Source organism: Bradyrhizobium sp. SZCCHNR3119 (assembly GCF_032487775.1).
Taxonomy (GTDB): domain Bacteria; phylum Pseudomonadota; class Alphaproteobacteria; order Rhizobiales; family Xanthobacteraceae; genus Bradyrhizobium.
Genome location: NZ_JAUEUV010000001.1, coordinates 4,949,307 through 4,975,505, shown reverse-complemented (window position 1 = coordinate 4,975,505; position 26,199 = coordinate 4,949,307). Strand labels below are relative to the sequence as shown.

The following is a 26,199-nucleotide window of genomic DNA, read 5'->3' as shown; positions in this document are numbered from 1 at the left end:
TCCTCATTCCGCCGGCTGAAGCGCGACGGGCGATTCGACTTCCGCCTCACCGACACGCACCGTCATCCAGAGATTGTAGGCCATGATCAGCGAGCCGATCAGGAACAGCGCGCCGCCGGCGGCACGGATGATGTAGAAGGGATGCATCGCCTCGACGGTCTCGATGAAGGAATATTCGAGGAAGCCCAACGAGGTGTAGGACCGCCACATCAGGCCCTGCAGGATGCCCGAGACCCACATCGCGGAGATGTAGAGCACGATGCCGAGCGTCGCCGTCCAGAAGTGCCAGTTCACGAGCTTGAGGCTGTAGAGACCGCGACGATTCCAGGCCCACGGCACCAGGCAGTACAGCGCGCCAAAGGAGACGAAGCCGACCCAGCCGAGCGCACCGGAATGCACGTGGCCGATGGTCCAGTCGGTATAGTGGCTGAGCGAGTTGACCACCTTGATCGACATCATCGGCCCTTCGAAGGTCGACATGCCGTAGAAGGCGACCGAGACGACCAGCATGCGCAGCACCGGGTCAGTCCGCAGCTTGTCCCAGGCTCCCGACAGGGTCATCAGGCCGTTGATCATGCCGCCCCAGGAGGGCATCCACAGCATGATGGAGAAGGTCATGCCGAGCGTCTGCGCCCAGTCCGGCAGCGCCGTGTAATGCAGGTGGTGCGGACCGGCCCAGATGTAGAGGAAGATCAGCGCCCAGAAGTGGATGATCGACAGCCGGTAGGAATAGATCGGCCGCTCCGCCCGCTTCGGGATGAAGTAGTACATGATGGCGAGGAAGCCGGCGGTCAGGAAGAAGCCGACCGCGTTGTGACCGTACCACCACTGGAACATCGCGTCCTGCACGCCGCCCCACGCGATGTAGGACTTCGAGCCGAGCAGCGAGACCGGCAGCGCCGGGTTGTTGCCGAGGTGCAGGACGGCGATGGTGACGATGAAGGCAAGATAGAACCAGTTCGCAACAAAGATGTGCGGTTCCTTGCGCTTGATGACCGTCACCAGGAACACGAGCAGATAAGTGACCCAGACGATCGTCAGCCACAGATCGGAGTACCACTCCGGCTCCGCGTATTCCTTCGACTGCGTCACGCCGAGCAGATAGCCCGTGCCCGCGATCAGGATGAAGAAGTTGTAGCCGACCACAACGAACCAGGGCGCGAGATCGCCGGCCAGGCGCGTGCGGCAGGTCCGCTGCACCACGTAGAACGAGGTCGCAAGCAGCACATTGCCGCCGAACGCGAAGATCACCGCCGAGGTGTGCAGCGGACGCAAGCGCCCGAAGCTGGTCCATGGCAGATCGAAATTGAGCCAGGGCCAAGCGAGCTGGGATGCGATCAGCAGACCGACCGTGAAACCCGCGATGCCCCAGAACATCGCCATGAAGGACGCGAACTTGACCGGGCCGAGGTTGTAGTTCGGACGGCCGTTGATCTCCTGGGCGGGCAGTTCGGCCGGCCGCTCGAAGTAGCGGTTGAGAATCACGAACACGGCCGCCGCGCTCGCCGCCGCCCCGAGCGAGGCGTGGAACGCGAAAGCCGGATCCAGCGCTTTCGCCGCGGCGAAGACGCACAGGAAAGCGGTGACGGCGAATATGAGCGAGAGCCCACTTTCGCCGATGGTCATTGATTTTGCTGTTGAGGACGCGCTCATGCGGAATCTCGCTGAAAGAAGACGAGACCAGCAACCATAATCGCGCACACGGGGAATTGATCGAAATCAAGATAGGCTGCTAATGCACGCTCTGCTCTCGATGTATTCAGCGGAACGACCAGGATAGATCGTCCATGACGAGATCGCCCGTATCGATACGGGCAACGTCAAGCCGCGTTGCGCGATCGCGGGCGCAGCACGCGTTGTCGCTCGCCCCCGAGCCTTTCGGAGCCGATCGACGGTAAAGCTCGCACGACGTCCGAGATCCCGCCCCTATCCACGGCGGCTTTGAATTTGAACTTCCGATGACGAGCTGCGAACGACCTGACCGGGCTTCAAATTCGCCGCGCTAGTCGCCTGCCGCCGCGGCAAGCGCACGCACGATGTCCTCGCGGGCGATGATGCCGACCAGATGATTCTGGCCGTCCGTCACCGGCACGCTGCGGATGCGATGCTCGACCATGAGCTGCAGCACGCGCGTCAGCTTGGTATCCGGCCGGACGTAGATGAACTCCGTCGTCATGATGTCCGCGACCGCACGGTTCATCAGGTCGCTGTAACGCGGCAACATCTGATTCGGCGTGAATGCGAAGCACTTCAGCATGTCGAACTTGGTGACGATGCCGATCACCGCGCCGTTTTCGACGACCGGATAGGAGTTGAAATCGTCGCGGTCGAGCATTTCGCTCAATTCGCGCACGGTCGTGTCGCGGGTGACCGTCTTCACTCCCCGCATCATGTAATTGCCGGCGGTCTCTTCGAGAAATCTGTACAAGGTGCTATCCTGTTCAAATTCGTCGCATCAATGTGACAGCAACACGCAACGTCGCGCCTGGGTCACGAGATGTTCCGTGACCCCGCCGAGCACGAGTTCGCGAAATCGCGAATGGCCGTAGGCGCCCGCGACCACGAGGCTTGCCGTGACGTCGTCAGCCACCGCATCGATCGCGGCGGCCACATCCCGCCCCCCGGTCCGCTCGACCACTCTGGCCGAAGCGATCACGCCGTGCCGCCCCAGCCAGGAGACCACGTCCCCAAGACGCGATTCGCACGCATCGCGCTCCCCGTTGTCTTCGAGGATCTCGGCCACCACCACGTTCTTGGCCTTGCTGAGCAGCGGCAGGGCATCTGCCGCCGCACGGCGCGATTCCGGGCTGTCCTTCCAGGCCACCAGCACGCTACGCAGATCGAGCCAGCCGGCGCTGTCGGGTACGAGCAACAACGGACGGCCCGACTCCATCACCAGGTCCTTCGGGCTTGCGGATGTGAAGGCATCGGAAAAGGCCGCGCTCTGGCCGCCGCAGACCAGGATGTCGGCGGCGCGCGCCTGGGCCAGCACGTAGCGGGTCGGGAAATCGAGCGCGCTGCGCCAGCTCACGGTGCCGGCACGGGTCTTGAGGCTCTCGCGAAAGACCGTTTCCAGCTCTGCGAGCTTGCGCTTCACCGCCGCTTCGCCCTGCCAGATCAGGTCCTGCGCCTGTTCGCCGGTCGTAAAATACAGCGGCGGACTGAACTGCCCCGCCGCCACCCCGATCACCTCAGCACCAAAACGTTCCGCAATATCACCCGCAACATGGAGGCGGGCCTCGTTCGGCTGGTCGAGCGCAAGGCTCACCATCACCGTTGCGAATGTCATCCCATCCCTCCACACATTGCTTCCATGCCTTCTTAGGGATGAAATCCGAGAACGTGATGAGATAGATCAATGTAACCGGCGGTCAGCCGGACCGGTTCGTCCGGACGGCGGACGAGATTTCTTCCGGGCAAGCCTTGAATCAATGGCCAAACTTTGGACGATGCGACACTTCCAACGGTATAATTTGGTGTAGGATGGAGATCCCACCGGGAACACCGGTGGCAACAAATTATGGGGCGAACGACTGAACGTGCGCGGCGTAACCCAACCCTTTCCCGACGCAGCCATACGTCCCGAAAATGCCCGCTCCCTGGGCTTCGGGGCCTGGGACCTCGATCTCGTAACCCAGGAAATGTACTGGTCGGAAACCACCCGGAAGCTGTTCGGGGTTGCAGCCGACCAGCCGGTGACGCTCGCCTCGTTCCTGTCGCTGCTGAATGAGGGCGACCGCGCCTCCGTGACAACGGCGATCGAACAGGCTCGCCTCCGGGGCGCCGGCTTCGACATAGCGTTCAAGGTACCCGGCGCGGCCACGAGCGGACAATGGGTTCGCCTGCTGGCCGGAATTGCGGCCGGCCCTACCGGGGAGGCGCGCTATCTTCGCGGCATTGCGCTCGACATCAGCCAGGAGAAGCAACTCGAAGACGCGCTGCGGATCCGAGAACGGCATTTCCGCTCGATCCTGGACACGGTGCCCGATGCGATGATCGTGATCGACGGCCATGGAATTATCCAGTTCTTCAGCACTGCTGCAGAGCGGATGTTCGGCTATAGCGAGCCGGAGGCGATCGGGATGAACGTCAGCGAGCTGATGCCCGAGCCGGACCGATCGCGGCATGACAGCTATCTGGCGCGTTATCACGCGAGCCATGAGCGCCACATCATCGGTATCGGGCGAATCGTGACCGGACGGCGCCGGGACGGCACGACCTTCCCGATGCATCTGTCGATCGGCGAAATGCAGTCGGGCGGCCAGCCCTATTTCACCGGCTTCGCCCATGACCTGACCGAGCACCAGCAAACCCAGGCGCGGCTGCGGGAGCTGCAATCCGAGCTGGTTCACGTGTCGCGCCTGACCGCAATGGGCGAGATGGCATCCGCACTCGCGCACGAGTTGAATCAGCCCCTGGCTGCCATCAGCAACTATATGAAAGGCTCGCGGCGGCTGCTCGCCGGCAGCACCGATCCGAACACGGCCAAAGTCGAGAGTGCGATGGATCGCGCCGCCGAGCAGGCGATTCGCGCCGGACAGATCATCCGGCGGCTACGCGACTTCGTCTCGCGCGGGGAGTCGGAAAAGCGTGTCGAAAGCCTGTCCAAGCTGATCGAGGAAGCCGGCGCGCTGGGGCTCGCCGGCGCGCGCGAGCAGAACGTCCAGCTCCGCTTCAACCTCAACCCGGAGGCCGACCTGGTGCTCGCCGATCGGGTGCAGATTCAGCAGGTGCTTGTGAACCTGTTCCGTAACGCATTGGAGGCGATGGCGCAGTCAAGCCGGCGGGAGCTAGTGGCCACCAACCGCAAGTTCAGTGACGACTTGATCGAGGTCGCGGTCTCGGATACCGGAACAGGGTTCCATGAAGACGTCATGCCCAACCTGTTCAAGACCTTTTTCACCACCAAGGACAGTGGAATGGGAGTAGGCCTGTCCATCAGCCGTTCGATCATCGAGGCCCATGGCGGACGCATGTGGGCCGAAAACAATGATGCGGGCGGCGCCACGTTCCGCTTCACGCTCCCGGCTGCGTCCCACGAAGGTTGAGCCAAAATGGCGGAAAAGGCGAGAGTCTATGTGATCGACGACGACGAGGCGATGCGGGATTCGCTCAACTTCCTGCTCGACTCCTCGGGATTCGAGGTCACCTTGTTCGAGAACGCCCAAAGCTTTCTCGATACCCTCCCGAAACTATCCTTCGGCTGCGTCGTCTCGGACGTGCGGATGCCCGGCATTGACGGGATCGAACTCCTGAAGCGGATGAAGGTCGAGCATTCCAGCTTCCCGATCGTGGTCATGACCGGGCATGGCGATGTCCCGCTCGCCGTCGAGGCGATGAAGCTCGGTGCGCTCGATTTCCTGGAGAAGCCCTTCGAGGACGAGCGCCTGGTCGCCATGATTGAGTCGGCCATTCGCCGGGCCGAGCCCGCCGCCAAGAATGAAGCTGCCGCGCAGGACATTCTCGTGCGGATTGCGACGCTGAGCCCGCGCGAGCGTCAGGTGATGGATGGATTGATGGCGGGCATGTCCAACAAGTTGATCGCCCGCGAATACGACATCAGCCCGCGCACCATCGAGGTCTATCGCGCCAACGTCATGACCAAGATGGGCGCAAACAGCCTGTCCGAGCTGGTGCGACTTGCGATGCGCGCCGGTGCACTGAAGGATTGAGCCAGATCAAGCAGATCTTTTGGATTCGGATGCATGTTGAAAATTATCCTTTCAACATGCACGTGCGCGGCACTCGCAATGTCGGCTATCCCGAAACCCAAGGTCTATGTCGCCGACGATGACGTTGGCGTGCTCAGCTCGCTCCAATTCCTGCTGGAGACCGACGGCTTCGACGTGCGGACCTTTCGCAGCGGCACGGCGTTGTTGAATGCGCTCGACCATGCCCCGATCGACTGTTTCGTGATCGATTACAAGATGCCCGATATGAATGGGGTGGACTTGACCAACGACTTGCGCAGGCGCGGCGCCACGGCACCGGTTGTTTTGATCACGGGCCATTATGACGACAAGCTCGCCACGCGCGCCGCCGCCGCGGGCGTCTACGATTTCCTGCTGAAGCCGCTGTTGGACGAGAACCTGGTCAAACGGGTACGGAATGCGATCAATGAGCGGCAGATCGATACCGATCCCGGCCCGGCCGCCTGACCACCTACGTAGATCTACGTAAGGGAACCCCCTTAAGATATCGCGCTAGATTTCCTGAACGGGTGCCGCACTGTAGCCATTCACCATCCGCCGCAAAGGAGATGGTTATGCTCAATCAGTCGCTCACCGGTTCGCTCATCAGCACGAATATCGGCCAGCCTGCTCCAGCTCCTGTCGTCAACCAATTTGCCGAGATCACCGGCCATGCCGGGCTGATCGCCACCGAATTCTCCTACAAGAAGGACGAGGAGATCTATGGCGAGGACGAGCCGGCCGAATACGTCTATCAGGTGATTTCAGGCGCTGTCCGCAGCTACAAGTTGCTATCCGATGGCCGCCGCCAGATCGGCGCCTTCCACCTCCCCGGCGACGCGTTCGGGCTTGAATCCGGGACCGTGCACCGCCTCGCAGCCGAGGCAATCATCGATACCACGGTGCGCCTCGTGAAGCGCCGTAGCCTTGAGCATTCCGCGACCGTCGACGTCAACGTGGCTCGCAAGCTCTGGACCATGACGGCCAATGATCTGCGCCACGCCGAAGACCACATGCTGCTCCTGGGACGCAAAACCGCGATGGAGCGGGTCGCGACCTTCCTGTTGGAAATGGATCGCCGCCTCGCGGTCGCCGGCATGATGGCGTTGCCGATGTGCCGCCGCGATATCGGCGACTATCTCGGCCTCACGCTCGAGACCGTGTCGCGGGCGCTGTCGCAGCTGCACAGCCAGGGCATTCTCGGCTTCTCGGGCGCCCGCCAGATCGTGCTGCGCAACCGCCAGCGCCTGTGCAGCATGGACGCCTGAAGCCGCCTCTGCCCCCCCCCCGTCGCTCAAGGACGCCCTCTGTTGTGGCGCTGCCGTGTCTCCGGCATCAGCAGCGCGATCAGCAAGAGGCCAAGCATCGCCACCCCCGAAAGGCCGGCAAAGGCGGTGGGACTGCCGAATTTGTCACTGACATAGCCGGCAAGCACGGTCGACAGCGATGCGCCGATGCCTGTCGCGGTTCCGACGATGCCCTGCGCCAGATTGAAGTGACCGCTGCCGAAGGCAACGTCCGCCACGATCAGCGGCACCATCACGCTGAAGACGGCCGCGGTGATGCCGTCGAAGATCTGCACTGCGACCAGCAGATAGGGATCGTGCACCACCGCAAACAATAGCCCGCGAATCACCAGCGCTCCGAACCCCAGCAGCAGAAGCGGACGCCTGCCCCAGGACTGCGCCGCGGCCCCCACCGACGGCGAAGTCAAAGCCACGATAGCCTGCGGGACCACGATGCAGAAAGCGATCAAAACCGTGGCCCATTCGCTGGAGCGCGTCGTCACCACGCCCGCCATCAAGGGCAGCATCGCGGCATTGGCCATCTGCAGCAGGAACACGCCACAGGCGAAGATCACGAGTGCCCGTTTCCCCAGCAAGTTCAAAAGGCTTGCAAACCAAGCGTCTTCCTGGTCGCGCGGGCCCGCCTCGCCATGCGCTCGCGCGATATCGATCTCGTTATCCCGAATCCGCGACAGCGCAATGAGCGTCGGAAACGCCAGGACGAAGGTAACCAGGAACACCGAGCGGCTGGAGAGCAGATAGCCGCAGGTCCCCATCACGGCGGCAGCCACGCCATTGCCAAGCGAGGCGAAGCGGGCATTGCGGCCCAGCCGCCGGGCCATGCCACGCGGTCCGACCAGCCCGAGGCTGATCGCCGCGATCGCCGGCCCCAAGACGCAGCTGGCTGCAGCATGCAACGTTGCCGCCGCCGCCACCACGGGAAAGATCGGCCAAGCAGCATAGGCGAGCGCCGCGCAGCCGATCGTCCCGACGGCAAGGCCCGCAACCAGTCGCTCCGATTTCGCGGCATCGATGATCGCTCCTCCCGGCATCTGGCCAATCAGGCCGACGATGCCGCCGATCGAGAGCACCAGGCCGATCTGAGCCTGTGTCCATTTCTGGGTGGTCAGATAAACCGCAATGAACGGTCCGAACCCGGTCTGCACATCGGCGAGGAAGAAGATGAACCAGTCGAGACCACGCCGGCTCTGCCGAGAAGGCTGCGGCTGTCGCGGCGGCGGCGGGCTCGGGCTCAGCCCGGCGTTGGGGCGAGCGCGCTTGTCCGCGTCATCGCGGCGATCGGGACTGCCTCGGTCAATCGATCTGGACGGCCGCGCAATCAGCATGGCTCTCCGTGTCTCAATATAGAGTCTCGATCGGTGGGCGCAGACACCCTGTCCTCCAGGCCGGCGCAAGCACCACGTCAGACCCGGAATCTCAGAACGAACTCAATGATCAAAAAGCCAAGGTGACAACTTGCCCGCCGCCCCCAACACGACAACGGGTTTGTCTTCCTTGTATTCCGGCGCCGCCTTGACCTGCTCTTTGTTCAGATCGAGGGTGATGTGATCGCTCTTGTCGGCGAGATGCGCGAAATTGAGCGCAGTCCAATCGACCACGATCTTGCGGCTGCCGACTCCGAGGAAGCCGCCGAAGTCGATCACGGCCGCCCGGACCGTGCCCGTGAGGTCCACGATGACGTCGACGATGTGGCCCATGTCCTCACCGCTGGAGCTGCGCACGTCGCGGCCAAGGATGCTGTGCGCGTCGCGCGCGCCGAGAATCGTGACCGATGGTGGCGGCACCGGTTCCTTTGCAGCCGGCGCTGGCGTCTCCGTCGGAGCAGGCGACGGTGTCGCAGCCGGCAGCTCATCTGCTCGCGTCAGTCCGTTCGCCAGCATTGCGAGCAGCGATGTGACAAAGGCGATGTGACAGCGGCGCATGCGATCTCCCGGGCTCCTGTCAACCGTCAATGCGCAAGCACGATCGAAACCTGGATCTGTCCGCGCCGGCGCAACACCTCCAGGGAGACATCCTCGCCGTGACGGCGCAGGCGCAGATCCACCATCGAGGATCCGAGTTGCAGATCACGCAGCACGACCCAATCCAGAAACGCCGGCAGCCGCGGGTTACGCAGCCGGATCTCACCTCTGACCGCATCGAACTCCAATCCGAGCGAGGCTTCCAGCAAGGTGAGCGGGGTTGCGCTGGCCCAGGCCTGCGGCACACAGGCGACCGGGTACAGCGTCGGCCCGCGGTTTCTCTCCCGGCGGAAACCGCAGAACAATTCCGGCAACCGGCGCAGGTCCATATAGGCTGCGGCGTCGAACAGGCCCTTGAACACCCGCTCGACCGCATGTTTGAAACCGTAGCGCGCCAGCCCAAGCGCGATCAGGGCATTGTCGTGCGGCCAGATCGAGCCGTTGTGATAGGACATCGGATTGTAACGCGTCTCACCATAGGCCACGGTGCGAATGCCCCAGCCCGAGAAGAAATGCGGCCGCATCAGATCTGCAGCGACTTTACGGGCGCGATCGTCGCGCGCCATGCCGCTAAACAGGAGCTGACCTGCATTCGAGCTGCGCACGCGACATGGCTTCTTTTCGCCGTCGAGAGCGAGGGCGTAAGTGTTGAGTTCATCGCACCAGAAGGCGTCCTCAAAACGGACGGCAAGACGCGCCGCCTGGGCTTCGAGCCCGTCGGCAAACTCCGATTTGCCGAGATGCCGCGCGGTGCGCGCCGCCAGCAGCTTGCCGGCGAACACATAGCCCTGCACTTCTGCAAGCGCGATGTAACCTTCCGCGAGCCTGCCGTCCGCATGAAAGACCGCGTCGTAGGAATCCTTCCAGCCTTGGTTGGCGAGGCCCTGCTCGGAGGCGCGCTGATATTCGACGAAGCCGTCGCGATCGGGATCGCCAGGTCCATCGATCCATCGTAGGCCCGCCTCGATCGCCGGCCATAGCTCGCGGAGCGTATCAATATCGCCGGTCCGCTCGTAATAGAGCCCGGCGAGCAGGACGAACAATGGCGTAGAATCGACGCTGCCATAATAGCACGCGAACGGCACCTCGCGCAGCGCTGCCATCTCGCCCCCCCGCATCTCATGCAGGATCTTACCGGGCTCTGCGTCGGCAAGCGGGTCGGTCTCCTTGGCCTGATAGAAGGCGAGCCGGCGCAAAACGCCACGGGCGATCCGCGGATCCACCCACAGCATCTGCATCGCCGTAATCAGCCCATCGCGGCCGAACGTGGTCGAGTACCAGGGAATGCCGGCGTAGGGGTAACGGCCCTGCGGCGTATCGGTCATCAGCATGTTGAGGTCGGCCATGGCCTGGCATAGGACCTCGTTGAAGATGTCATTGGAGGTCTCGATGCAGGTCGCGCCAGAGCTGCAGCGGCGCATTTCGCGACGATGGGCGAGCAGACTGCGGAAGAACCGTCCCGACCGCTCGCCGGCCGGTGTATTGCAGGAGACCGCTACGAAGAGAGAGGTCGTTTCGTGCGGCGCCAGCTCCAGATGATAGGTTGCCATATTGACCAAAAGCCGCGTCGGGCGCGGGTCGAAATTGAGAGCCGTCGTCCGCGTGACGCCGTCGAGCCCACGATATTCGAGCCGCACGCCCGCCGGCCCGTCCAGTTTGCTCGAACTCGTCCCGCGACGCCGCCGAGTGGTGCCGCGGACCTCAAACAGGTCGGCGAAGTCGTTGTCGAAGGTCAGCTTCAAATCGAAGGAGGCGCGGCGGTCACCGTGGTTTTGTATCCCAATCCGCTGGTAGGCCGTGCCGCGCCAGAGGAAGATCGTGCGCACGATGTGCAGCATGTCCTTCGACATCACCAGGCGGCCCTGGTTGTAGACATCGGGATTGGTCAGATCGACGGTGAATGCCGAATTGTCGTCACGCAGGCTCGATCCCAACAACAGCGGCTGGACCTCGTCCAGCATCAGTTCGAGCCGTGCCAGATAGCGCGTGTCGGCATTGAAGAGTCCGTCGGGGCCGCCGGCCGACGCGCCGATGTCGCCATGGTCGTCCAGCACGATGAAGGTGTCGTCATGCTTGAGCGAGCGCCGCGGCCTCGCCGCGGGCCCCATCATCGGAATATAGAAGGGCTGCTCGGCCACAGCCTCGTCGGTGCGCGCCGTCGATGAAAGCTTGCTTGCCACTTCGGCCGACATCTTGACCTCGTGCGTTGTTGGATTGCGCTTTGAGTGGAGGCAATGAACGCAAAACGGATGAGCGAGGTGTCCCCTTCTACACCACGCTCATGTGTCGTGCATCGGTCAGGCCGCGAATTTGGCGAGCCGGCTCATTTCCTGGGTCACAAGCTCGCGATAAGGCCCCTCGCCCTGCATCAGGCGGTCCGGCGGACCGTCCTCGAGAATCCTGCCGGCCTTCAGCACCACCACGCGATCGAAGTTCCGCAGGGTGGTGAGCCGGTGCGCGATCGCGACCACGGTCCGTCCGCGCATCAGGCGGTTCAGCGCCTCGCGGACCGCTTCTTCGGATTCGCTGTCGAGCGCGGCGGTGGCCTCGTCGAGCAGCAGGATCGGAGCGTCCTTGAGGAAGGCGCGCGCGATCGCGATCCGCTGGCGCTGGCCGCCGGACAGCTTGACGCCGCGGTCGCCCACCATCGTCTGCAGACCCTCGGGCAGGCTGTCGACGAAGTCGCAGCGCGCAGCGATGGCGGCCCGCAGCACCTCGTCGTTGGTCGCATTCGGGCGGCCGTAGCGGATGTTCTCCAGAATCGAGCGGTGGAACAGCGAAATGTCCTGCGGCACCACCGAGATCGCCTCGCGCAGGCTCAGCTGCGTAACCTTCGCGATGTCCTGACCATCGATCGTGATATTGCCGCCTTGCGGATCGTAGAACCGCTGCAGCAGCGTGAACAGGCTGGACTTGCCGCCGCCGGATTGGCCGACCAGGCCCACCCGCTGTCCCGGCTGCAGCCGCAGCGTGAAGTTCTCGAAGATCTTCTGGCCGCCGGGATACTGGAACGTGATGTTGTTGAAGGCGATCGCGGCCCCGCTCTTGGCCAGCGGCTCGGCGTCGGGATGATCGCGCAGTTCGTGCGGCTGCAGAAGAGTGGCAATCGCCTCGCTCATGCGCGCGACGTGCTGGGTGACATCGACGAGAGCCACCGCGAGATCACGAGTCGCGTTCAGAATGCAGAGACCTAGCGTGCACACCAGCACGACGTCGCCCGTGGTCGCGCCACCCTTCTGCCACAGCGAGATCGCCCAGGCCATCAGGGCGATCGTAAGTACGATCGTGACGGTCGCGTGCAGGACGCGCAGCTTCTCCAGATAACGAAGGCTGCGGCCGCGCGCGATCAGTTCTTTGTCCACGGTGGCGTCAAAGCGGTCATGCTCGTGACGCAGACCACAGAACGCCCGAACCAGCGGCATGTTGGAGATCACATCCACCATTTCGCCGTCGACAATCGCCGCCTTGTCGGCGAAGTCGTCGTGCAGCGGCTTGCCCGCGGCAGCGAGGCGGAACATCGCGAACACCATGGCGGCGGCGATCAGGAGCATCCCCGCAGCCATGGCTCCGCTCACGGTTCCAATCAATATGATGGCCGCGATCGTCGCGAGGCACGGCGGCAACACATTCCACATGAACATGTTTTCCACCGTGAACACGGCATTGGACGTTGCGGTGATACGGCTCGACAACATGCCGGGAAGCCGGTCACCGAAATAGCTCGGGGAATGTCCTGTGAGATGGCGAAAGATGTCACGGCGCAAATCGCCGGTGACGCGGACAAACGTGAAACTCGCGATCCAGCTCGCCACGCGCCACAAGATGTTGTCGGTCGCAATCAGTGCCATCAGGACGGCAAAGGCGGTCCAAACCTGCCCCACGCCCCCAGGTCCCGCGGACAGGCTGTCGACTAGAAATTTGACGCCATATTGCGTTCCCACCGAGCAGGCAACTGCCCCGACAACGGCCGACAGGATCGTGAGGTGTGAGACAGGGCGCTGGCGCAGATAGCGCATGACGAAGGGAAAGGGTCGATGCGCGTAACCTGAAAGCTGGTCCATGTGATGTCCGTTTTGGGCTGATGAGGAACTAGCCCGGGCCCCGAGCAGATCAACGACGAACTCATTTGTTCGGTTCCACTCGCGTGGCGGATCGGACATTCGCGACAGTAGGGAGGCGAGTTCTGATAGCGAATGTCAGATCCAAAGCCAAACTATAATCTTGAATCTGCTAGTGTTCTTCGATCCTGACGCTCGTCAATGAGCGCGCCACGAAATGATACGAACGTCAGAACCGTGACACTTGCATCTCCATCGAAGCGGCGTCCCACGCACGCGGCCGACTAGCTTCGGCGGACGAGATGGCATCAATGAGACCTCGGGTGGAAACGTTGTGGCGGAGAAACAATGATTGTTGAAGGGAACTTCGCAGATGCGAATACGTTCTCGCTTTCGTCGACGCCGGTGCCAATCGGGGGATCTTCATCCATGATCAGAGACGGGAGACGGTGAGATGCGCATTGCGCAGATTGCTCCATTGACGGAGGCTGTGCCTCCGAAGCTCTATGGCGGCACCGAGCGGGTGGTTCATTGGTTGACCGAAGAGCTGGTCGCGCTCGGCCATGACGTCACCCTGTTTGCAAGCGGGGATTCACAGACGTCGGCGAAGCTGTGTGCGACATGGCCGCGGGCGCTGCGCCTCGACGGCTCGGTCCGCGACCCCAATGCCCTTCACATGGTGATGTTGGAAAACGTGCGGCAGCGATGCGACGAGGAGGAATTCGACATACTGCACTTCCATCTCGACTATTATCCGTGGTCGCTGTTCTATCGCCAGCCGACACCGTTCCTGACGACGCTGCATGGCAGGCTTGACCTGCCCGAGCATCAGCCGGTGTTCTCCGCGTTCAAAGACGTTCCGGTGGTTTCGATCTCGGATGCGCAGCGCCGCCCCGTGCCGAACGCGAACTGGGTCCGCACCGTGCTGCATGGCCTGCCGGAGATGCTGCTGAAACCGAAGGCCGCGACGCCGAGCTATCTTGCCGTACTCGGCCGCATCGCACCGGAAAAGGGCGTCGACCGCGCGATCAAGATCGCAATGCGCTGTGGCATTCCGCTCAAGATTGCGGCCAAGGTCGACCGCGCCGACCAGGATTATTACGATCAGCTCATCTATCCCCTGATCAACGGCAATCCGCTGGTCGACTATATCGGCGAGATCAGCGACAACGAAAAGGCGGAATTCCTCTCCGGTGCCCTCGGGCTGTTGCTGCCGATCGACTGGCCCGAACCGTTCGGCCTGGTCATGATCGAGTCGATGGCCTGCGGCACACCTGTAATCGCCTACAACCGCGGCTCGGTGCCGGAGGTGATCGACGACGGCATCACCGGCTTCATTGTCGAGGACGAACTCAGCGCGGTCGCAGCCGTCGGCCGGCTTGCCGATCTCAGCCGCGCCCGTGTGCGCGCGCAGTTCGAGCGCCGTTTCACGGCTCGGCGCATGGCGCTGGACTATCTCGCCGCCTATCGCAGCCTGATGAATGAGGCGGAGCCGCGCATCAAGCTCGTCAGCAGTGCCGAATAGCACACCACATACGTAATGGCAGGGCCGGATCAATTCACGGTCCGGCCCTTCGCGTTACGTCAATCGTGCGGCGATCGCAGCGCCCGCCGCCGCGGTGCCGAGCGTGCCGCCGATGTCGCGGGTCGCCTGCCCGTCCGCGATCGCCTTCGCCACGGCGCGTTCGATCGCGGCGCCTGCGGAGACGAAGCGAGGTGCGCCGATACGGTCGCCGTGCCAAGCCAACAGCAGAGCGGACGAAAGAATAAGTGAGACCGGGTTGGCGACGTCCTGCCCGGCGATATCGGGCGCCGAGCCGTGGGCGGCCTGCGCCATGGCATGATCCGCGCCCCTGTTGAGCGAGCCCCCGAGCCCTAGACTGCCGGATAGCTCGGCGGTGAGATCGGACAGGATGTCGCCGAACATGTTGGTGGTGACCAGCACATCGAAGCGGCCCGGCTCGCGCACCACATGCGCCATGACGGCGTCGACGAGCACCTCCTCCACCACGAGGCCCCGATAGCCGAGCGCCATCTCCCGGCAGACGTCGAGAAACATTCCATCGCCCATTCTAAGGACGTTGGCCTTGTGGACGATCGTGAGCCGCTTGCGCCTTGCCATGGCGAGATCGCAGGCAACCTTCGCGATGCGCTCGCAGCATTGCCGCGTGATCCGCCGCAGCGAGACCACGACGTCAGCCGTGACCCGCAGCTCGGCATTGCCTTCCTCCATGTTGCGGTCGGCGTAGAACCCTTCGGTATTTTCGCGCACCACCACCAGATCGAATTCGCCGACGCGGCCGGGACGGCCGGGATAGGTCCGGGCCGGGCGAATATTGGCGAACAGATCGAGGTTCTTGCGGAAATAGCGCGACGGGTTGATCTCGCCGCGCGCCTCGTCCTTGAAATCGAAAGTCGCGCTCGGCCCCAGGATCAGGCCGTCGGCGCCGCGGACAATGTCGAGCAGGTCAGGCCGCACGGTGGTGCCGAATTGTGCGAGGCTTGCATGGCCGACCGCGTGCTCCTCGAGCACCAGGCCAAGCTGAAATTGTTCGGAGGCCGCGCGCAGCACCTGGCTGGTCGCCACTGCAATTTCCGGCCCGATGCCATCTCCGGGCAGAACCACGATCCGCATCGCTCACCTCTCCATGTCTGGAATTCGCGTTGTTTGAACATGGGGATCGCTGCCGCGCCACCGCCGGTAGAGCGACATCCGCGCATACGGCCATGCGCTGGGACCGCTGGGGAAACCGACGGCTCCGTAGTACATCGCCACATCCGCCGCCGGCATACCCCAGGGCTCTTGCATGTCCAACCGCCACCACGCCCCAAAGCATGCCGCGACCGGCGAGACGGCCTCCGACGGCTTGCCGGAAGGACGGAGGCGCTGGGCGATCGCCGCCATCTTCACCGCGCTGGCAATGGCCTCGCTCGACACCGCGATCGCCAATATCGCCCTGCCCGCCATCTCGTCGGACCTGCGCGTCAGCGCTGCTGATGTCGTCTGGGTGGTCAATATCTATCAGATCGCGCTGGTCGCAACCCTGCTGCCGTTGGGTGCACTCGGCGAGATCGTCGGCCATCAACGCATCTATCTGGGCGGGCTGGTGCTGTTCACCCTGGCGTCGGTCGGCTGCGCACTCGCCTGGTCATTGCCGAGCCTGGTCGTGGCCCGCGCGCTGCAGGGCTTGGGGGCCAGCGGCATCATGAGCGTGAACACGGCGCTGGTGCGCTATGTCTATCCCGGCAAGATGCTGGGGCGCGGCCTCGGCCATAATGCGCTGGTGGTCGGGATCGCCTTCACCTTCGGGCCGACGATCGCTTCAGGCATTCTCGCGCTCGGCTCCTGGCCCTGGCTGTTCGCGGTCAACCTGCCGTTCGGCCTGGTCGCCATCATCATCGGCTTGAGGATGCTACCGCGGACGCCGCGCGCCGCGCACGGCTTCGATTTTCTTGGCGCCGCCTTGGCGGCCGGCTGCCTTGGCCTCTTCATCACCGCCATCGGCAGCGCCGCTCACGGCGCGGCTCCGCTCGCGGTCGTGATCGAACTCGCCGGCGCGGTCGTGCTCGGCTTGATCCTGAACCGGCGCCATGCCGAGCATCCGGCGCCGATGCTGCCGATCGATCTGTTCCGCCGCGGGATGTTCGCGCTGTCGGCGGCAACCGCGGTCTGCTCGTTCTCGGTCCAGGGTCTCGGCTTCGTGTCGCTGCCCTTCTATTTCGAGGACATCCTGCATCGCTCGCAGGTCGAGACCGGCTTCTTCATGACGCCGTGGCCGCTGGCGGTTGCGATCATGGCGCCGATCGCCGGCCGGCTCTCCGACCGCTTCCCGGCCGGTCTGCTCGGCGGCATCGGCCTCGTCCTGCTCGGCCTTGGCATGGCGCTGCTCGCGCTCTTACCTGAGAACCCAAGCATCCCAAACATCGTCTGGCGCATGCTGATCTGCGGCATCGGTTTCGGCTTCTTCCAGGCTCCCAACATGAAGGCCATCATGTCGAGCGCACCGCCGCACCGCAGCGGCAGCGCAAGCAGCATCGTCGCAACCGCCCGGCTCACTGGCCAGACCACAGGGGCGGCGCTCGCTGCGCTCTGCTTCAGCCTGGCGGGCCACCAAGGCGCAACGCTGGCCCTGGCGCTGGGCGCCGGATTTGCCGCGCTCGGCAGCGCCATGAGCTTCCTGCGGCTTGCCGTGACACCGCCGCGGAACGCATAGGCGGTCGCTGCTCGCACGCACACAACGGCTCAACGTGATTGCGAACACCGCACGATCACGTCTCTTCCGCGACTCAAACGCGTATTCTTGATTTGAAGGATTCCAGGCTTCGGGCCACAGTGCCGCCATTAGTTCAACGGGCGCGTTGAACGAACCGGGGACATGCGATGGCAAACCTCACGATCAATGGAAAATCCTACACGCTCGATGTCGAGCCCGATACGCCGCTGCTCTGGGCGATCCGCGAGAACGCCGGACTGACCGGAACCAAATATGGCTGCGGCATCGCACAATGCGGCGCCTGCACCGTGCATCTGGATGGCGCCGCGGTGCGCTCCTGTGGAGTCACCGTTTCAGAAGCGGATGGCAAACAGATCACCACCATCGAAGGTCTGGCGAGCGAGGGCGCCCTGCACCGGGTGCAGCAGGCTTGGCTCGACAACGACGTGCCGCAATGCGGCTATTGCCAGACCGGCATGATCATGGCGGTGGCGGCGCTGCTCAAGGACAATCCGAAGCCGACCGACCAGGACATCAACGACAACATCACCAACATCTGCCGCTGCGGCACCTTCCAGCAAGTCCGCGAGGCGATCCATGCCGCGGCGAACGCATAAGGAGGCGATCATGAACCAGCACGTGACGCCTCGGCTCAATCGTCGCGCTTTCGTGATCGGCACGGCCGCACTCGGCGGTGGCTTCGCACTCGGGCTCGACATCCCCTTCGGGGGACCTCAAATGGCACGCGCCGCCGACGGCGCGCCGGAGGTCAACGCCTGGGTCGTGATCCGGCCTGACGACACCGTCGTGATCCGGATCGCCCGCTCCGAGATGGGCCAGGGCACCTTGACCGGCCTCGCGCAGCTCGTCGCCGAAGAACTCGCCTGCGACTGGAGCAAGGTGACGACCGAATATCCGACGCCCGGACAGAACGTCGCCCGCAAGCGGGTCTGGGGCGACTTCTCGACCGGCGGCAGCCGCGGCATCCGCGCTTCGCAGGATTATGTCCGCAAGGGCGGCGCCGCCGCACGCATGATGCTGATCCAGGCCGCGGCAAACGAATGGAAGGTGCCGGCCTCCGAATGCGCCGCCGCCAACAGCATCATCTCCCACACGCCCTCAAAGAGGAGCACGACCTACGGCAAGGTCGCCGAAGCTGCCGCGAAGCTTTCGCCGCCGGCAGACGTCAAGCTGAAGGATCCGAAGGATTGGACCCTGATCGGCAAAGGCGTGAAGCGGCTCGACACCGCCGACAAGGTCACGGGCGCCATGACCTACGGCATCGACGTCAAGCTGCCCGGCATGCTGAATGCCGCGATCAAGGATTGCCCGGTCACCGGAGGCAAGCTGAAGAGCTACGACGAGGCCAAGATCGCCGGCATGAAGGGCGTCAAGAAGGTGGTCGCCGTCGACGGCACCGCGGTGGCCGTGATCGCCGACACCTGGTGGCATGCGAAGACGGCGCTCGATGCGCTGCCGATCGTCTGGGACGAAGGCCCGAACGCCAAGGTGTCCTCCGCCTCGATCGCGCAATGGCTCGCCGAAGGTCTCGCCTCCGGTCCGGCCTATGTCGGCAACGAGAACGGCGAGGTGAAGGCCGCGCTCGCCGGCGCGGTCAAGAAGGTCGAGGCCGTCTACAACTATCCCTATCAGAACCACGCCAATATGGAGCCGATGAACGCGACCGCGCTTTACACGGCCGACAAATGCGAAGTGTGGTGCGGCACGCAGAACGGCGAAGCGGCATTCGCCGCGGTGCTGGAGGCGACCGGCTTGCCGGCCGACAAATGCGAGGTGCACAAGATCATGCTCGGCACCGGCTTCGGCCGGCGTGGTCAGACCGACTATGTCCGTCAGGCCGTGCTGATCGCGAAGCAAATGCCGGGGACGCCGATCAAGCTGCTCTGGTCGCGCGAGGAAGACATGACGCACGGCCGCTATCATCCGATCACCCAGTGCAAGCTGACCGGCGGCTTCGATGCCGACGACAACCTCACCGCGCTGCATATCCGGATCTCCGGCCAGTCGATCCTGTACAGCCTGCGCCCCGACGCGCTGGTGAACGGCAAGGACCCAGCGACCTTTGCCGGGTTCAATGCCTCGGGCGATGCGATGATTGGCTATTCGGTGCCGAACCTGCTGATCGAGCATTCCATGCGCAATCCGCACATCATCCCGGGCTTCTGGCGCGGCGTGAACGTGAACCAGAACGCGATCTATCTGGAATGCTTCATGGACGAACTCGCCAATGCGGTCGGCCAGGACCCACTCGAGTTCCGGCGCAAACTGATGAAGGACCATCCGAAGCACCTCGCGGTGCTGGAGGCGGTTGCGGACAAGATCGGCTGGGGCACGGAAGCGCCGCAGGGCGTCTATCGCGGCCTCGCCCAATTGCATTCCTATGGCAGCTATGTCGCGGCCGCCGCCGAGATCTCGGTCACGGACGGCACCAAAATAAAGGTGCATCGGATCGTGGCGTCGACCGACCCTGGCTACATCGTCAATCCGGCGCAGGTGGAGCGGCAGATCGCGGGCTCCTTCGTCTATGGTCTGAGCGGTCTCTTCTATGGCGGCTGCACCGTGAAGGACGGCCGCATCGAGCAGACCAACTTCGACAGCTACAATTCGATGCGCATCAACGAGATGCCGAAGGTGGAGTCGATCCTGATGCCGAGCGGCGGTTTCTGGGGCGGGGTCGGCGAGCCCACCATCAGCGTCGCTGCTCCGGCGGTGCTGAACGCCTATTTCGCTGCCACTGGCAAACGCATCCGCTCGGTGCCGCTCCGCGACCAGAACATCAGCTTCGCCTGATACGAGCCGGCGGCGGCCTCACGCTCGATGCCGCCGCCGTGATATGCTGGCCTCATGCCGAATGATCCGAAACAGGCGCTGACGCGCAGGCAGGTCGTAGCCGGAATGGCCGTGACCACGAGCGCCGTTGCTTATCCCCACGTGTTGAGGGCGAAAGCCTCGGCGCATGTCGTCGTGATCGGCGGCGGCTTTGGCGGCGCCAGCTGCGCGCGGACGCTGCGCTGGGCGAATCCGAATCTCGACGTGACGCTGGTCGAGGCCAACCCGACCTTCACCTCCTGCCCCCTGAGCAACGAGGTGATCGCCAGCCTGCGCGACATCACCGCACAGCAGTTCACCTACGACAAGATCGCAAATGAAGGCGTGCGGGTGATCGTGCAGGCGGCGACCACGGTCGATGCACACGCGCACAGGGTGACGCTCGCCGACGGCAGCGCGCTCAGCTACGACCGTCTGGTGCTCTCGCCCGGCATCGATCTCGATTTCACGGCGTTGCAAGGCTATGACGAGACAGCGTCGGCCAGGATGCCGCATGCCTACAAAGCCGGCGAGCAGACACTCTTGCTGCGGCGGCAGATCGAGGCGATGGAGGATGGCGGCACCGTCGTGATCGCGGTGCCCGCCAATCCCATGCGCTGCCCGCCCGCGCCATACGAGCGCGCCAGCCTGATCGCGCATTATCTCAAGGCCAACAAGCAGCGATCGAAGGTGCTGATCCTCGATGCCAAGGACACGTTCTCGCAGCAGAAGCTGTTCGAGCAGGCCTGGGATCAGCTCTATGGCGGCATGATCGAGCGCATCTCGCTGTCGCAGGGCGGACGCGTCACCGCCGTCGACGTTACGGCCGGTACCATCGTCACCGAGTTCGGCAACTACAATCCGCAAGTGGCGAACATCATCCCGCCGCAGAAGGCCGGCCGCATTGCCGCACTTGCCGGCGCGGCCGATCACACCGGCTGGTGTCCGATCGATCCCGTGACGTTTGCATCGAAGCTCGTCCCCGACATTCATGTGATCGGCGATGCCTGCCTCGGCGGCGGTATCCCGAAATCGGCGGCGGCGGCGCAGGCGCAGGGCAAAGCTTGCGCCGCAGCCATCGTCGCGCATCTCGCGAGCAAGGCGCCGGAGACGCCGACGCTGACCGGCATCTGCTACAACATTGTCGCGCCCGGCTACGGGTTCTCGCTGGCCGGCGTCTATCAGCCCAAGGGCGAGATCTTCGCCGAGGTCGAAGGCAGCCGCACCAGCCCGCTCGATGCGCCACGCGAGATGCGCGCCAAGGAGGCCGCAACGGCCGAGACCTGGTTCAAGACCTTAACGGGTGATGCGTTTGGTTAGGCGGTTGGTTGCGATCGTCGTGCTGGCAGCCGCGCTGTCCCATATGGCGTCTGCGCAGACGCGCACGTCCGCCACGATCACCGGCGACGGAATTGCCGAGTCGCTGACCGGACGGCCGGGCGATGCGGCACGCGGGCGCGCGCTGGTGGTGGACCGCACGACCACCTGCATCCTCTGTCATTCCGGTCCGTTCCCGGAACTGCGCTTTCAGGGCGATCTCGCGCCCAATCTCGCGGGCGCCGGCGGCCGCTGGACGATTCCGCAGCTGCGGCTGCGCCTGGTCGATGCGTCCAAATTCAATCCGGACACCATCATGCCGTCCTATTATCGCATGGACGGGCTGACACGGGTCGGCCGGAATTGGCAAGGCAAGCCGATTCTCGATGCGGAACAGATCGAAGACATTGTCGCCTATCTCGCAACCTTGCGCGACTGAGACCATATGAACCGGATGGCCATAACGTCACAAGTTTCACGTCGTCACGTCCTGCAGTTTGCAGGAACGGCGGCGCTGTGCGGCGGCTTGCCGATCGTCACTGCCCGTCGCGCCGAGGCAACGCCGGCGATGCTAAACTCGGCGATCCGCAACCTGGTCGGCGAAGCGAGCGTCCAGCAGGGCAAGGTCAAGCTCGAGATCCCGCCATTGGTCGAAAACGGCAACACCGTGCCGATGACGGTCAGCGTCGACCATCCGATGACGGATGCGGACCACGTCACGAGCATTCACGTTTTCAACGAGAAGAACCCGCAGCCGAACATCGGCAATTTCTATCTGACGCCGCGGGCGGGCCGCCCGCAGGTCACAACCCGCATTCGGCTCGCCGACAGCCAGAAGGTGGTCGCGATCGCCAAATTGTCGGACGGTTCGTTCTGGTCGACGAGCGTGGACGTGATCGTGACGCTCGCCGCCTGCACCGAGGAGGTGCCGTGATGGCAGCCCTGGTCAATGTGCCCCCGAAAGCCAAGCGCGGCGCAGTCATCGAGATCAAGACCCTGATGAGCCACATCATGGAGCCGGGCTACCGCCGCACGGCCGCCGGCGAGATGATTCCGCGCGACATCATCACCAGCTTCACCTGCCGCTTCAACGGCGCCGAGATCTTTCGTGCCGATCTGTTTCCGGCGATCGCAGCCAATCCCTTCCTGTCATTCTTCACGGTCGCGACGGAGAGCGGCAAGTTCGAATTCGAATGGATCGGCGACAACGGCTTCGTCGCCAATGCCGCCGCCGCAATCACGGTGGAATGATGCGGCTGCGCGCTGCGGTTCTCGCCTTCGCTTTGCTCGGCACCCTGCCGGCGCTGGCGACGGAGATCCCGTCGGCCGAGCGACGCTCGGGCGCCAGCTTCATGTCTTCGGACACGAAGAAGATGCAGGATGACGACACCGCCAATCCCGGCATGCTCGCGGTCCTCGAAGGCGAAACGCTATGGACCGCCAAGCAAGGCGATGCCGGCAAGGCCTGCGCCGATTGTCACGGCGACGCTGCGTCCAGCATGCAAGGCGTGGCCACGCGCTATCCCGCCTTCGACTCCAAACTTCAGCATCCCGTCGACCTGGAAAGCCGCATCAATCTCTGCCGCCGGGATCACCAGCAGGCGCCCCCGTTTCCAGCCGAGAGTCATGAGCTGCTCGCATTGACAGCCTATGTCGCGCGGCAATCGCGCGGGCTGCCGATCACGACAGGCGACGATCCCGCCCTCGAGCCTTATATCGCCAAGGGCCATGATCTGTTCGTGCAGCGCGAGGGCCAGCTCAATCTCGCCTGCGCCAATTGCCACGACGACAATTGGGACAAGCACCTTGCAGGCGCCGCGATCACGCAAGGACAGCCGACCGGCTATCCGATCTACCGGCTGGAATGGCAGGCGATGGGCTCGCTCGCCCGGCGCATCCGCGGCTGCATGACCGGCGTGCGCGCGCAAGCCTTCGACTTCGGCTCGGACGAGATGGTCGCGCTCGAACTCTACCTGATGTCGCGCGCCCACGGCATGACGCTGGAGACCCCGGCCGTGCGGCCGTGAGCATCAGGCCCGTCTCTTGCCTTTGCTGATCACCGGGCGCCGCTTCGCCATCATGACGTCTGCTGGCCGCGTGGCGGATGAGACTGCGGCAGCCTGTTTCAGGCGCGGATCAGCGGCAATGAAATCGATGAAGGTCCGCACCTTCGCCGAGAGATATTTCCGACTTGGATAGACCGCATACAATTGTGCCTCGATCGTGGTCCATTCCGGCAGCACCGGCTCAAGCCGCCCGGCTGCGAGATCGTCGGCAATCAGCCAGATTGGCAGCACGGCAACCCCCATGCCCGCCACGGCGGCGTGATGCAGCAGGGTCTCGTTGCCGCTGAGCAGCACGTCCTTGAGTGCGAGCGTCACCTCGCCGTCAGGGCCAGGCAACGTGATCTCGCGCACGGGATAATACGCATATTTCAGAAAGGCGTGGTGACCAAGGTCGGCCGGCGCCTTCGGACGGCCCGCAGACTCGAGATAGTGCGGCGAGGCAACGAACTGCATGATGATCTTGGTCAGCGGTCGGGCGATCAGGCCTTCATCGAGTGAAGGCGTCACCCGTAGGGCAAGGTCGAATCCTTCATCGATCAGGTTCACCAATCGGCCGCTCAGATCGATATCAAGCTGAACCTCTGGATGGAGCGAGCGATACTCCGCAAGCGCACGCGCGAAATGCGGATTGGCGAACCACACGGGAGCACTCAGCTTCAGGCTCCCACGCGGAATCACGGTGGCCCTGCTCACGACCGCTTCGACCTCGTCGAGCGAGTCCAGCATCTGACGGACTTGCTCGAAATAGACCATGCCCGCTTCGGTCAGGCCGACGCGCCGGCTGGTCCGGTTGAGCAGCCGCGTCGACAGCCGTCGTTCGAGCTGCATCACATGCTTGGAAGCCATCGCCGGTGACAGTCCCAGTCGGTCGGCGGCCGCCGCAAAGCTCTTGAGCTCGACGACTTGGCAGAACACCCGGATGCTGACCAGTGTATCCATCTATCATCAACCAATAGGAAACGATCACTCAACCGTTAGCATAATGATTAAACCAGAAGAAATCATCAATCTTGGTCCAACATTGCAATCCCTTCTGGAGACCGATCATGTCCACCACCGCGACCACCGATCTTACCCCGGTCCAGCCTTCCCTTGCTTTGCGCATCGGCCTGTGGATCGCCCAAACCCTGATCTTTCTGCTGTTCGGCTCAGCCGGTCTGATGAAGCTGCTGACGCCGATTCCACAGCTTGCGGCGATGATCCCGTGGGCCGGCGATCACTCCGAGAGCTTCGTGCGAGTGATGGGTTTGATCGATCTGGCCGGCGGCATTGGCATCCTGCTGCCCGCCCTGACCCGCATCATGCCTGGGCTCACGGTGCTCGCAGCCTTGGGCTGCGCGACCTTGCAGTGCTTTGCGATCGTCTTCCACGTCTCGCGGGGCGAAGCTGCAGTCACGCCGCTCAATCTGGTGTTGCTCGGGCTGTCGCTGTTCGTACTGTGGGGACGCAGCCGCAAGGCGCCCGTTCAACCGCGAAGCTAGAGCATGATCCGGAAAAGTGGAAACCGGTTTGCGAAAAAATCACGCTCAATCAAAGAGATGAGATCATGATGCGATTCTTTCTGATCGCATCATGATCTCAAGATCTCCGCGCCAAGGCGTGCCGACGACGACCCGTCATCGTCGGCCATTTCTCACGACGAGACCCGTTTCGATGAGTGACCCGACAAGCGATCTTTCACGACGCGGCTTCCTGGCCGGAGCACCGGCGGCGATCGGGACAGCAGCGCCAACCGTCCCCGTCCTCGCTCCTCGTCGCGCAGGCTCTGGGATCGTCATCTTGATCGACAGCAACGATCCGCATGTGATGGGGCACGCCATCAGCTACTCCGCCAATCTTTCCAAGCATTTTGCCAGCAAGCGACAGAGACTGCCGATCGAGGTCGTCGCCAATGGCTCAGGCATCGACGTGTTTCGCGCCGACAAGTCGCAGTTCAAGGAGCCGCTGGCGGCCGTGCGCCAGATGTATCCCAACATCGCCTTCAGCATGTGCGCATCATCGAAAGCGATTGCGGAGGCCAAGGAGAACATGACCATCCAGCTGATCGAAGGCGCGCAGCTGGTGCCATTCGGAATCGGCCGCGTCGCCGAACTGCAGATGAAGGGCTGGGCCTACATCCATGGCTGATCAGCTCGCATCGCTGGCGATGGGCCGGGCACGGCGGCAGCTGCTGCTGGACGGCGCCGGGATCGGCCTCGCCCTGCTGCTCGCCGGGCGCGTGCGCGCGGAGGAGCCGAACCCGCCGGTGTTCGGCACCGCGCGCAGCCAGTTCATCATCGTCCGGCCCCGCAAGCCTCTTGCGCCCCTCCGGCTTCAGGACCTGAACGGCAAGGCCATGGTGCTCGCGCCGAAACCGGGACACGTCACGCTCGTCAATCTGTGGGCGACGTGGTGCGCGGCCTGCAAGACCGATCTGCCGATGCTCGCCAAGCTCGACCACATGCAGTTGCCGCGGCTCGACGTCTGGGCCGTCTGCACCGACCAGCGCGACTTCAGGACCATCCGACGCTATGCCCAGGAGGTCGCAATGCCCCGCCTCTCCTTTGCCGACCCGGATGCGTCGGCAACAGATCCGGCCAATCCCGACGCATCCACTTTCGTGCTGACGGCGATGCCGATCACCTATCTGATCGGGACCGGCGGTCTGATCGAGGGCTACATCACGGGTGCTCCGGAATGGCTGTCGGCACCCGGTCAGGCCCTGCTCCGCTACTATCTCGATCAGCCGGCTTGAGATCGCAGCTCCGAAGCCATCGC

The 26,199-nt window shown here is 63.7% G+C and carries 25 protein-coding genes; 16 read left to right on the top strand and 9 right to left on the bottom strand.

The genetic code is table 11. From position 1 onward, the window contains the following. Positions 1-3: 3 nt before the first annotated feature. From ccoN to QX034_RS22930, 3 genes are all read right to left on the bottom strand, one after another. Positions 4-1,653 carry a cytochrome-c oxidase, cbb3-type subunit I gene (gene ccoN, locus QX034_RS22940; RefSeq protein WP_315707019.1) on the bottom strand — a complete coding sequence of 550 codons (1,650 nt, stop codon included), beginning with the start codon at positions 1,651-1,653 and terminating at the stop codon, positions 4-6. A 349-nt stretch (positions 1,654-2,002) separates the two neighbouring features. Continuing rightward, positions 2,003-2,428, bottom strand: coding sequence for an HPP family protein (locus QX034_RS22935; protein ID WP_315707020.1), 426 nt, complete (start codon positions 2,426-2,428; stop codon positions 2,003-2,005). Positions 2,429-2,455: 27 nt separating this feature from the next. After that, positions 2,456-3,289 carry a universal stress protein gene (locus QX034_RS22930; protein WP_315707021.1) on the bottom strand — a complete coding sequence of 278 codons (834 nt, stop codon included), beginning with the start codon at positions 3,287-3,289 and terminating at the stop codon, positions 2,456-2,458. Positions 3,290-3,533: 244 nt separating this feature from the next. Between QX034_RS22930 and fixL the strand changes: the two genes are divergently transcribed. From fixL to QX034_RS22910, 4 genes are all read left to right on the top strand, one after another. Next, positions 3,534-5,048 carry a sensor protein FixL gene (fixL, locus tag QX034_RS22925; RefSeq protein ID WP_409977538.1) on the top strand — a complete coding sequence of 505 codons (1,515 nt, stop codon included), beginning with the start codon at positions 3,534-3,536 and terminating at the stop codon, positions 5,046-5,048. A 6-nt stretch (positions 5,049-5,054) separates the two neighbouring features. Continuing rightward, positions 5,055-5,672 carry a response regulator FixJ gene (fixJ, locus tag QX034_RS22920; protein WP_315707023.1) on the top strand — a complete coding sequence of 206 codons (618 nt, stop codon included), beginning with the start codon at positions 5,055-5,057 and terminating at the stop codon, positions 5,670-5,672. Positions 5,673-5,750: 78 nt separating this feature from the next. Further along, entirely contained in the window at positions 5,751-6,158 is a 408-nt protein-coding gene (locus QX034_RS22915) for a response regulator (RefSeq protein ID WP_315707024.1), read from the top strand. A gap of 107 nt (positions 6,159-6,265) precedes the next feature. Continuing rightward, complete coding sequence (locus QX034_RS22910) at positions 6,266-6,958, top strand: helix-turn-helix domain-containing protein (protein ID WP_315707025.1); 693 nt, start codon at positions 6,266-6,268, stop codon at positions 6,956-6,958. 26 nt (positions 6,959-6,984) lie between these two features. On the opposite strand, the gene QX034_RS22905 is transcribed toward QX034_RS22910, so the two are convergent. From QX034_RS22905 to QX034_RS22890, 4 genes are all read right to left on the bottom strand, one after another. Next, entirely contained in the window at positions 6,985-8,322 is a 1,338-nt protein-coding gene (locus QX034_RS22905; RefSeq protein ID WP_315707026.1) for an MFS transporter, read from the bottom strand. 102 nt (positions 8,323-8,424) lie between these two features. Beyond that, positions 8,425-8,877 carry a PRC-barrel domain-containing protein gene (locus QX034_RS22900; protein ID WP_315707096.1) on the bottom strand — a complete coding sequence of 151 codons (453 nt, stop codon included), beginning with the start codon at positions 8,875-8,877 and terminating at the stop codon, positions 8,425-8,427. Between the two features lie 68 nt (positions 8,878-8,945). After that, positions 8,946-11,150: an amylo-alpha-1,6-glucosidase gene (locus QX034_RS22895; RefSeq protein WP_315707027.1), complete on the bottom strand. Its 2,205-nt coding sequence runs from the start codon at positions 11,148-11,150 to the stop codon at positions 8,946-8,948. 105 nt (positions 11,151-11,255) lie between these two features. Then, on the bottom strand, positions 11,256-13,019 hold the full coding sequence (locus QX034_RS22890; RefSeq protein WP_316195830.1) for an ABC transporter ATP-binding protein: 1,764 nt from the start codon (positions 13,017-13,019) through the stop codon (positions 11,256-11,258). A gap of 451 nt (positions 13,020-13,470) precedes the next feature. On the opposite strand from QX034_RS22890, the gene QX034_RS22885 reads away from it, so the two are divergent. Then, the gene (locus QX034_RS22885; protein WP_315707029.1) at positions 13,471-14,541 is read left to right on the top strand and encodes a glycosyltransferase family 4 protein; all 1,071 of its coding nucleotides are present in this window, start codon (positions 13,471-13,473) and stop codon (positions 14,539-14,541) included. Positions 14,542-14,595: 54 nt separating this feature from the next. Here the strand turns inward: QX034_RS22885 and QX034_RS22880 are convergent, their stop codons facing one another. Continuing rightward, positions 14,596-15,651, bottom strand: a complete 1,056-nt coding sequence (locus QX034_RS22880) for an isocitrate/isopropylmalate dehydrogenase family protein (protein WP_316195828.1) — start codon at positions 15,649-15,651, stop codon at positions 14,596-14,598. Between the two features lie 172 nt (positions 15,652-15,823). On the opposite strand from QX034_RS22880, the gene QX034_RS22875 reads away from it, so the two are divergent. The 8 genes from QX034_RS22875 to soxA all read left to right on the top strand — a co-directional run bounded on the left by QX034_RS22875 (position 15,824) and on the right by soxA (position 23,403). After that, positions 15,824-17,230 carry an MFS transporter gene (locus QX034_RS22875; protein WP_315707031.1) on the top strand — a complete coding sequence of 469 codons (1,407 nt, stop codon included), beginning with the start codon at positions 15,824-15,826 and terminating at the stop codon, positions 17,228-17,230. 167 nt (positions 17,231-17,397) lie between these two features. Then, positions 17,398-17,847, top strand: a complete 450-nt coding sequence (locus QX034_RS22870; protein WP_315707032.1) for a (2Fe-2S)-binding protein — start codon at positions 17,398-17,400, stop codon at positions 17,845-17,847. Between the two features lie 10 nt (positions 17,848-17,857). After that, the gene (locus QX034_RS22865) at positions 17,858-20,041 is read left to right on the top strand and encodes a xanthine dehydrogenase family protein molybdopterin-binding subunit (RefSeq protein ID WP_315707033.1); all 2,184 of its coding nucleotides are present in this window, start codon (positions 17,858-17,860) and stop codon (positions 20,039-20,041) included. Positions 20,042-20,095: 54 nt separating this feature from the next. Beyond that, positions 20,096-21,379, top strand: a complete 1,284-nt coding sequence (locus tag QX034_RS22860; protein WP_315707034.1) for an NAD(P)/FAD-dependent oxidoreductase — start codon at positions 20,096-20,098, stop codon at positions 21,377-21,379. A 43-nt stretch (positions 21,380-21,422) separates the two neighbouring features. Then, positions 21,423-21,815 carry a sulfur oxidation c-type cytochrome SoxX gene (gene soxX, locus QX034_RS22855; RefSeq protein WP_315707097.1) on the top strand — a complete coding sequence of 131 codons (393 nt, stop codon included), beginning with the start codon at positions 21,423-21,425 and terminating at the stop codon, positions 21,813-21,815. A gap of 6 nt (positions 21,816-21,821) precedes the next feature. Next, the gene (locus tag QX034_RS22850; RefSeq protein ID WP_316195827.1) at positions 21,822-22,310 is read left to right on the top strand and encodes a SoxY-related AACIE arm protein; all 489 of its coding nucleotides are present in this window, start codon (positions 21,822-21,824) and stop codon (positions 22,308-22,310) included. Then, on the top strand, positions 22,310-22,627 hold the full coding sequence (gene soxZ / locus QX034_RS22845) for a thiosulfate oxidation carrier complex protein SoxZ (protein WP_315707036.1): 318 nt from the start codon (positions 22,310-22,312) through the stop codon (positions 22,625-22,627). The genes QX034_RS22850 and soxZ overlap by 1 nt, the downstream gene beginning before the upstream one ends. After that, entirely contained in the window at positions 22,624-23,403 is a 780-nt protein-coding gene (soxA, locus tag QX034_RS22840) for a sulfur oxidation c-type cytochrome SoxA (RefSeq protein WP_410050907.1), read from the top strand. Before soxZ ends, soxA begins: the two co-directional genes overlap by 4 nt. Positions 23,404-23,406: 3 nt before the next feature. Here soxA and QX034_RS22835 read toward each other — a convergent pair whose 3' ends face one another. Beyond that, positions 23,407-24,381: a LysR family transcriptional regulator gene (locus tag QX034_RS22835; protein ID WP_315769254.1), complete on the bottom strand. Its 975-nt coding sequence runs from the start codon at positions 24,379-24,381 to the stop codon at positions 23,407-23,409. Positions 24,382-24,488: 107 nt separating this feature from the next. On the opposite strand from QX034_RS22835, the gene QX034_RS22830 reads away from it, so the two are divergent. From QX034_RS22830 to QX034_RS22820, 3 genes are all read left to right on the top strand, one after another. Next, positions 24,489-24,923 carry a DoxX family protein gene (locus tag QX034_RS22830; RefSeq protein ID WP_316167897.1) on the top strand — a complete coding sequence of 145 codons (435 nt, stop codon included), beginning with the start codon at positions 24,489-24,491 and terminating at the stop codon, positions 24,921-24,923. 172 nt (positions 24,924-25,095) lie between these two features. Continuing rightward, positions 25,096-25,569 carry a DsrE family protein gene (locus QX034_RS22825; RefSeq protein WP_316195825.1) on the top strand — a complete coding sequence of 158 codons (474 nt, stop codon included), beginning with the start codon at positions 25,096-25,098 and terminating at the stop codon, positions 25,567-25,569. Next, the gene (locus QX034_RS22820) at positions 25,562-26,176 is read left to right on the top strand and encodes a TlpA family protein disulfide reductase (protein ID WP_315707040.1); all 615 of its coding nucleotides are present in this window, start codon (positions 25,562-25,564) and stop codon (positions 26,174-26,176) included. The genes QX034_RS22825 and QX034_RS22820 overlap by 8 nt, the downstream gene beginning before the upstream one ends. The last annotated feature ends 23 nt before the right edge of the window (positions 26,177-26,199 follow it).

Bases quoted from the DNA above. Each gene is read 5' to 3' on its own strand.
- QX034_RS22850 (WP_316195827.1), top strand. From the start codon at position 21,822: ATGAACCGGATGGCCATAACGTCACAAGTTTCACGTCGTCACGTCCTG.
- ccoN (WP_315707019.1), bottom strand. From the start codon at position 1,653: ATGAGCGCGTCCTCAACAGCAAAATCAATGACCATCGGCGAAAGTGGG.
- QX034_RS22865 (WP_315707033.1), top strand. From the start codon at position 17,858: ATGAACCAGCACGTGACGCCTCGGCTCAATCGTCGCGCTTTCGTGATC.
- QX034_RS22895 (WP_315707027.1), bottom strand. From the start codon at position 11,150: ATGTCGGCCGAAGTGGCAAGCAAGCTTTCATCGACGGCGCGCACCGAC.
- QX034_RS22910 (WP_315707025.1), top strand. From the start codon at position 6,266: ATGCTCAATCAGTCGCTCACCGGTTCGCTCATCAGCACGAATATCGGC.
- soxZ (WP_315707036.1), top strand. From the start codon at position 22,310: ATGGCAGCCCTGGTCAATGTGCCCCCGAAAGCCAAGCGCGGCGCAGTC.
- QX034_RS22860 (WP_315707034.1), top strand. From the start codon at position 20,096: ATGCCGAATGATCCGAAACAGGCGCTGACGCGCAGGCAGGTCGTAGCC.
- fixJ (WP_315707023.1), top strand. From the start codon at position 5,055: ATGGCGGAAAAGGCGAGAGTCTATGTGATCGACGACGACGAGGCGATG.
- QX034_RS22870 (WP_315707032.1), top strand. From the start codon at position 17,398: ATGGCAAACCTCACGATCAATGGAAAATCCTACACGCTCGATGTCGAG.
- QX034_RS22825 (WP_316195825.1), top strand. From the start codon at position 25,096: ATGAGTGACCCGACAAGCGATCTTTCACGACGCGGCTTCCTGGCCGGA.
- QX034_RS22900 (WP_315707096.1), bottom strand. From the start codon at position 8,877: ATGCTGGCGAACGGACTGACGCGAGCAGATGAGCTGCCGGCTGCGACA.
- QX034_RS22885 (WP_315707029.1), top strand. From the start codon at position 13,471: ATGCGCATTGCGCAGATTGCTCCATTGACGGAGGCTGTGCCTCCGAAG.
- QX034_RS22880 (WP_316195828.1), bottom strand. From the start codon at position 15,651: ATGCGGATCGTGGTTCTGCCCGGAGATGGCATCGGGCCGGAAATTGCA.
- QX034_RS22875 (WP_315707031.1), top strand. From the start codon at position 15,824: ATGTCCAACCGCCACCACGCCCCAAAGCATGCCGCGACCGGCGAGACG.
- QX034_RS22820 (WP_315707040.1), top strand. From the start codon at position 25,562: ATGGCTGATCAGCTCGCATCGCTGGCGATGGGCCGGGCACGGCGGCAG.
- QX034_RS22835 (WP_315769254.1), bottom strand. From the start codon at position 24,381: ATGGATACACTGGTCAGCATCCGGGTGTTCTGCCAAGTCGTCGAGCTC.
- QX034_RS22905 (WP_315707026.1), bottom strand. From the start codon at position 8,322: ATGCTGATTGCGCGGCCGTCCAGATCGATTGACCGAGGCAGTCCCGAT.
- QX034_RS22930 (WP_315707021.1), bottom strand. From the start codon at position 3,289: ATGACATTCGCAACGGTGATGGTGAGCCTTGCGCTCGACCAGCCGAAC.
- soxX (WP_315707097.1), top strand. From the start codon at position 21,423: ATGGCGTCTGCGCAGACGCGCACGTCCGCCACGATCACCGGCGACGGA.
- QX034_RS22890 (WP_316195830.1), bottom strand. From the start codon at position 13,019: ATGGACCAGCTTTCAGGTTACGCGCATCGACCCTTTCCCTTCGTCATG.
- QX034_RS22830 (WP_316167897.1), top strand. From the start codon at position 24,489: ATGTCCACCACCGCGACCACCGATCTTACCCCGGTCCAGCCTTCCCTT.
- soxA (WP_410050907.1), top strand. From the start codon at position 22,624: ATGATGCGGCTGCGCGCTGCGGTTCTCGCCTTCGCTTTGCTCGGCACC.
- QX034_RS22915 (WP_315707024.1), top strand. From the start codon at position 5,751: ATGTCGGCTATCCCGAAACCCAAGGTCTATGTCGCCGACGATGACGTT.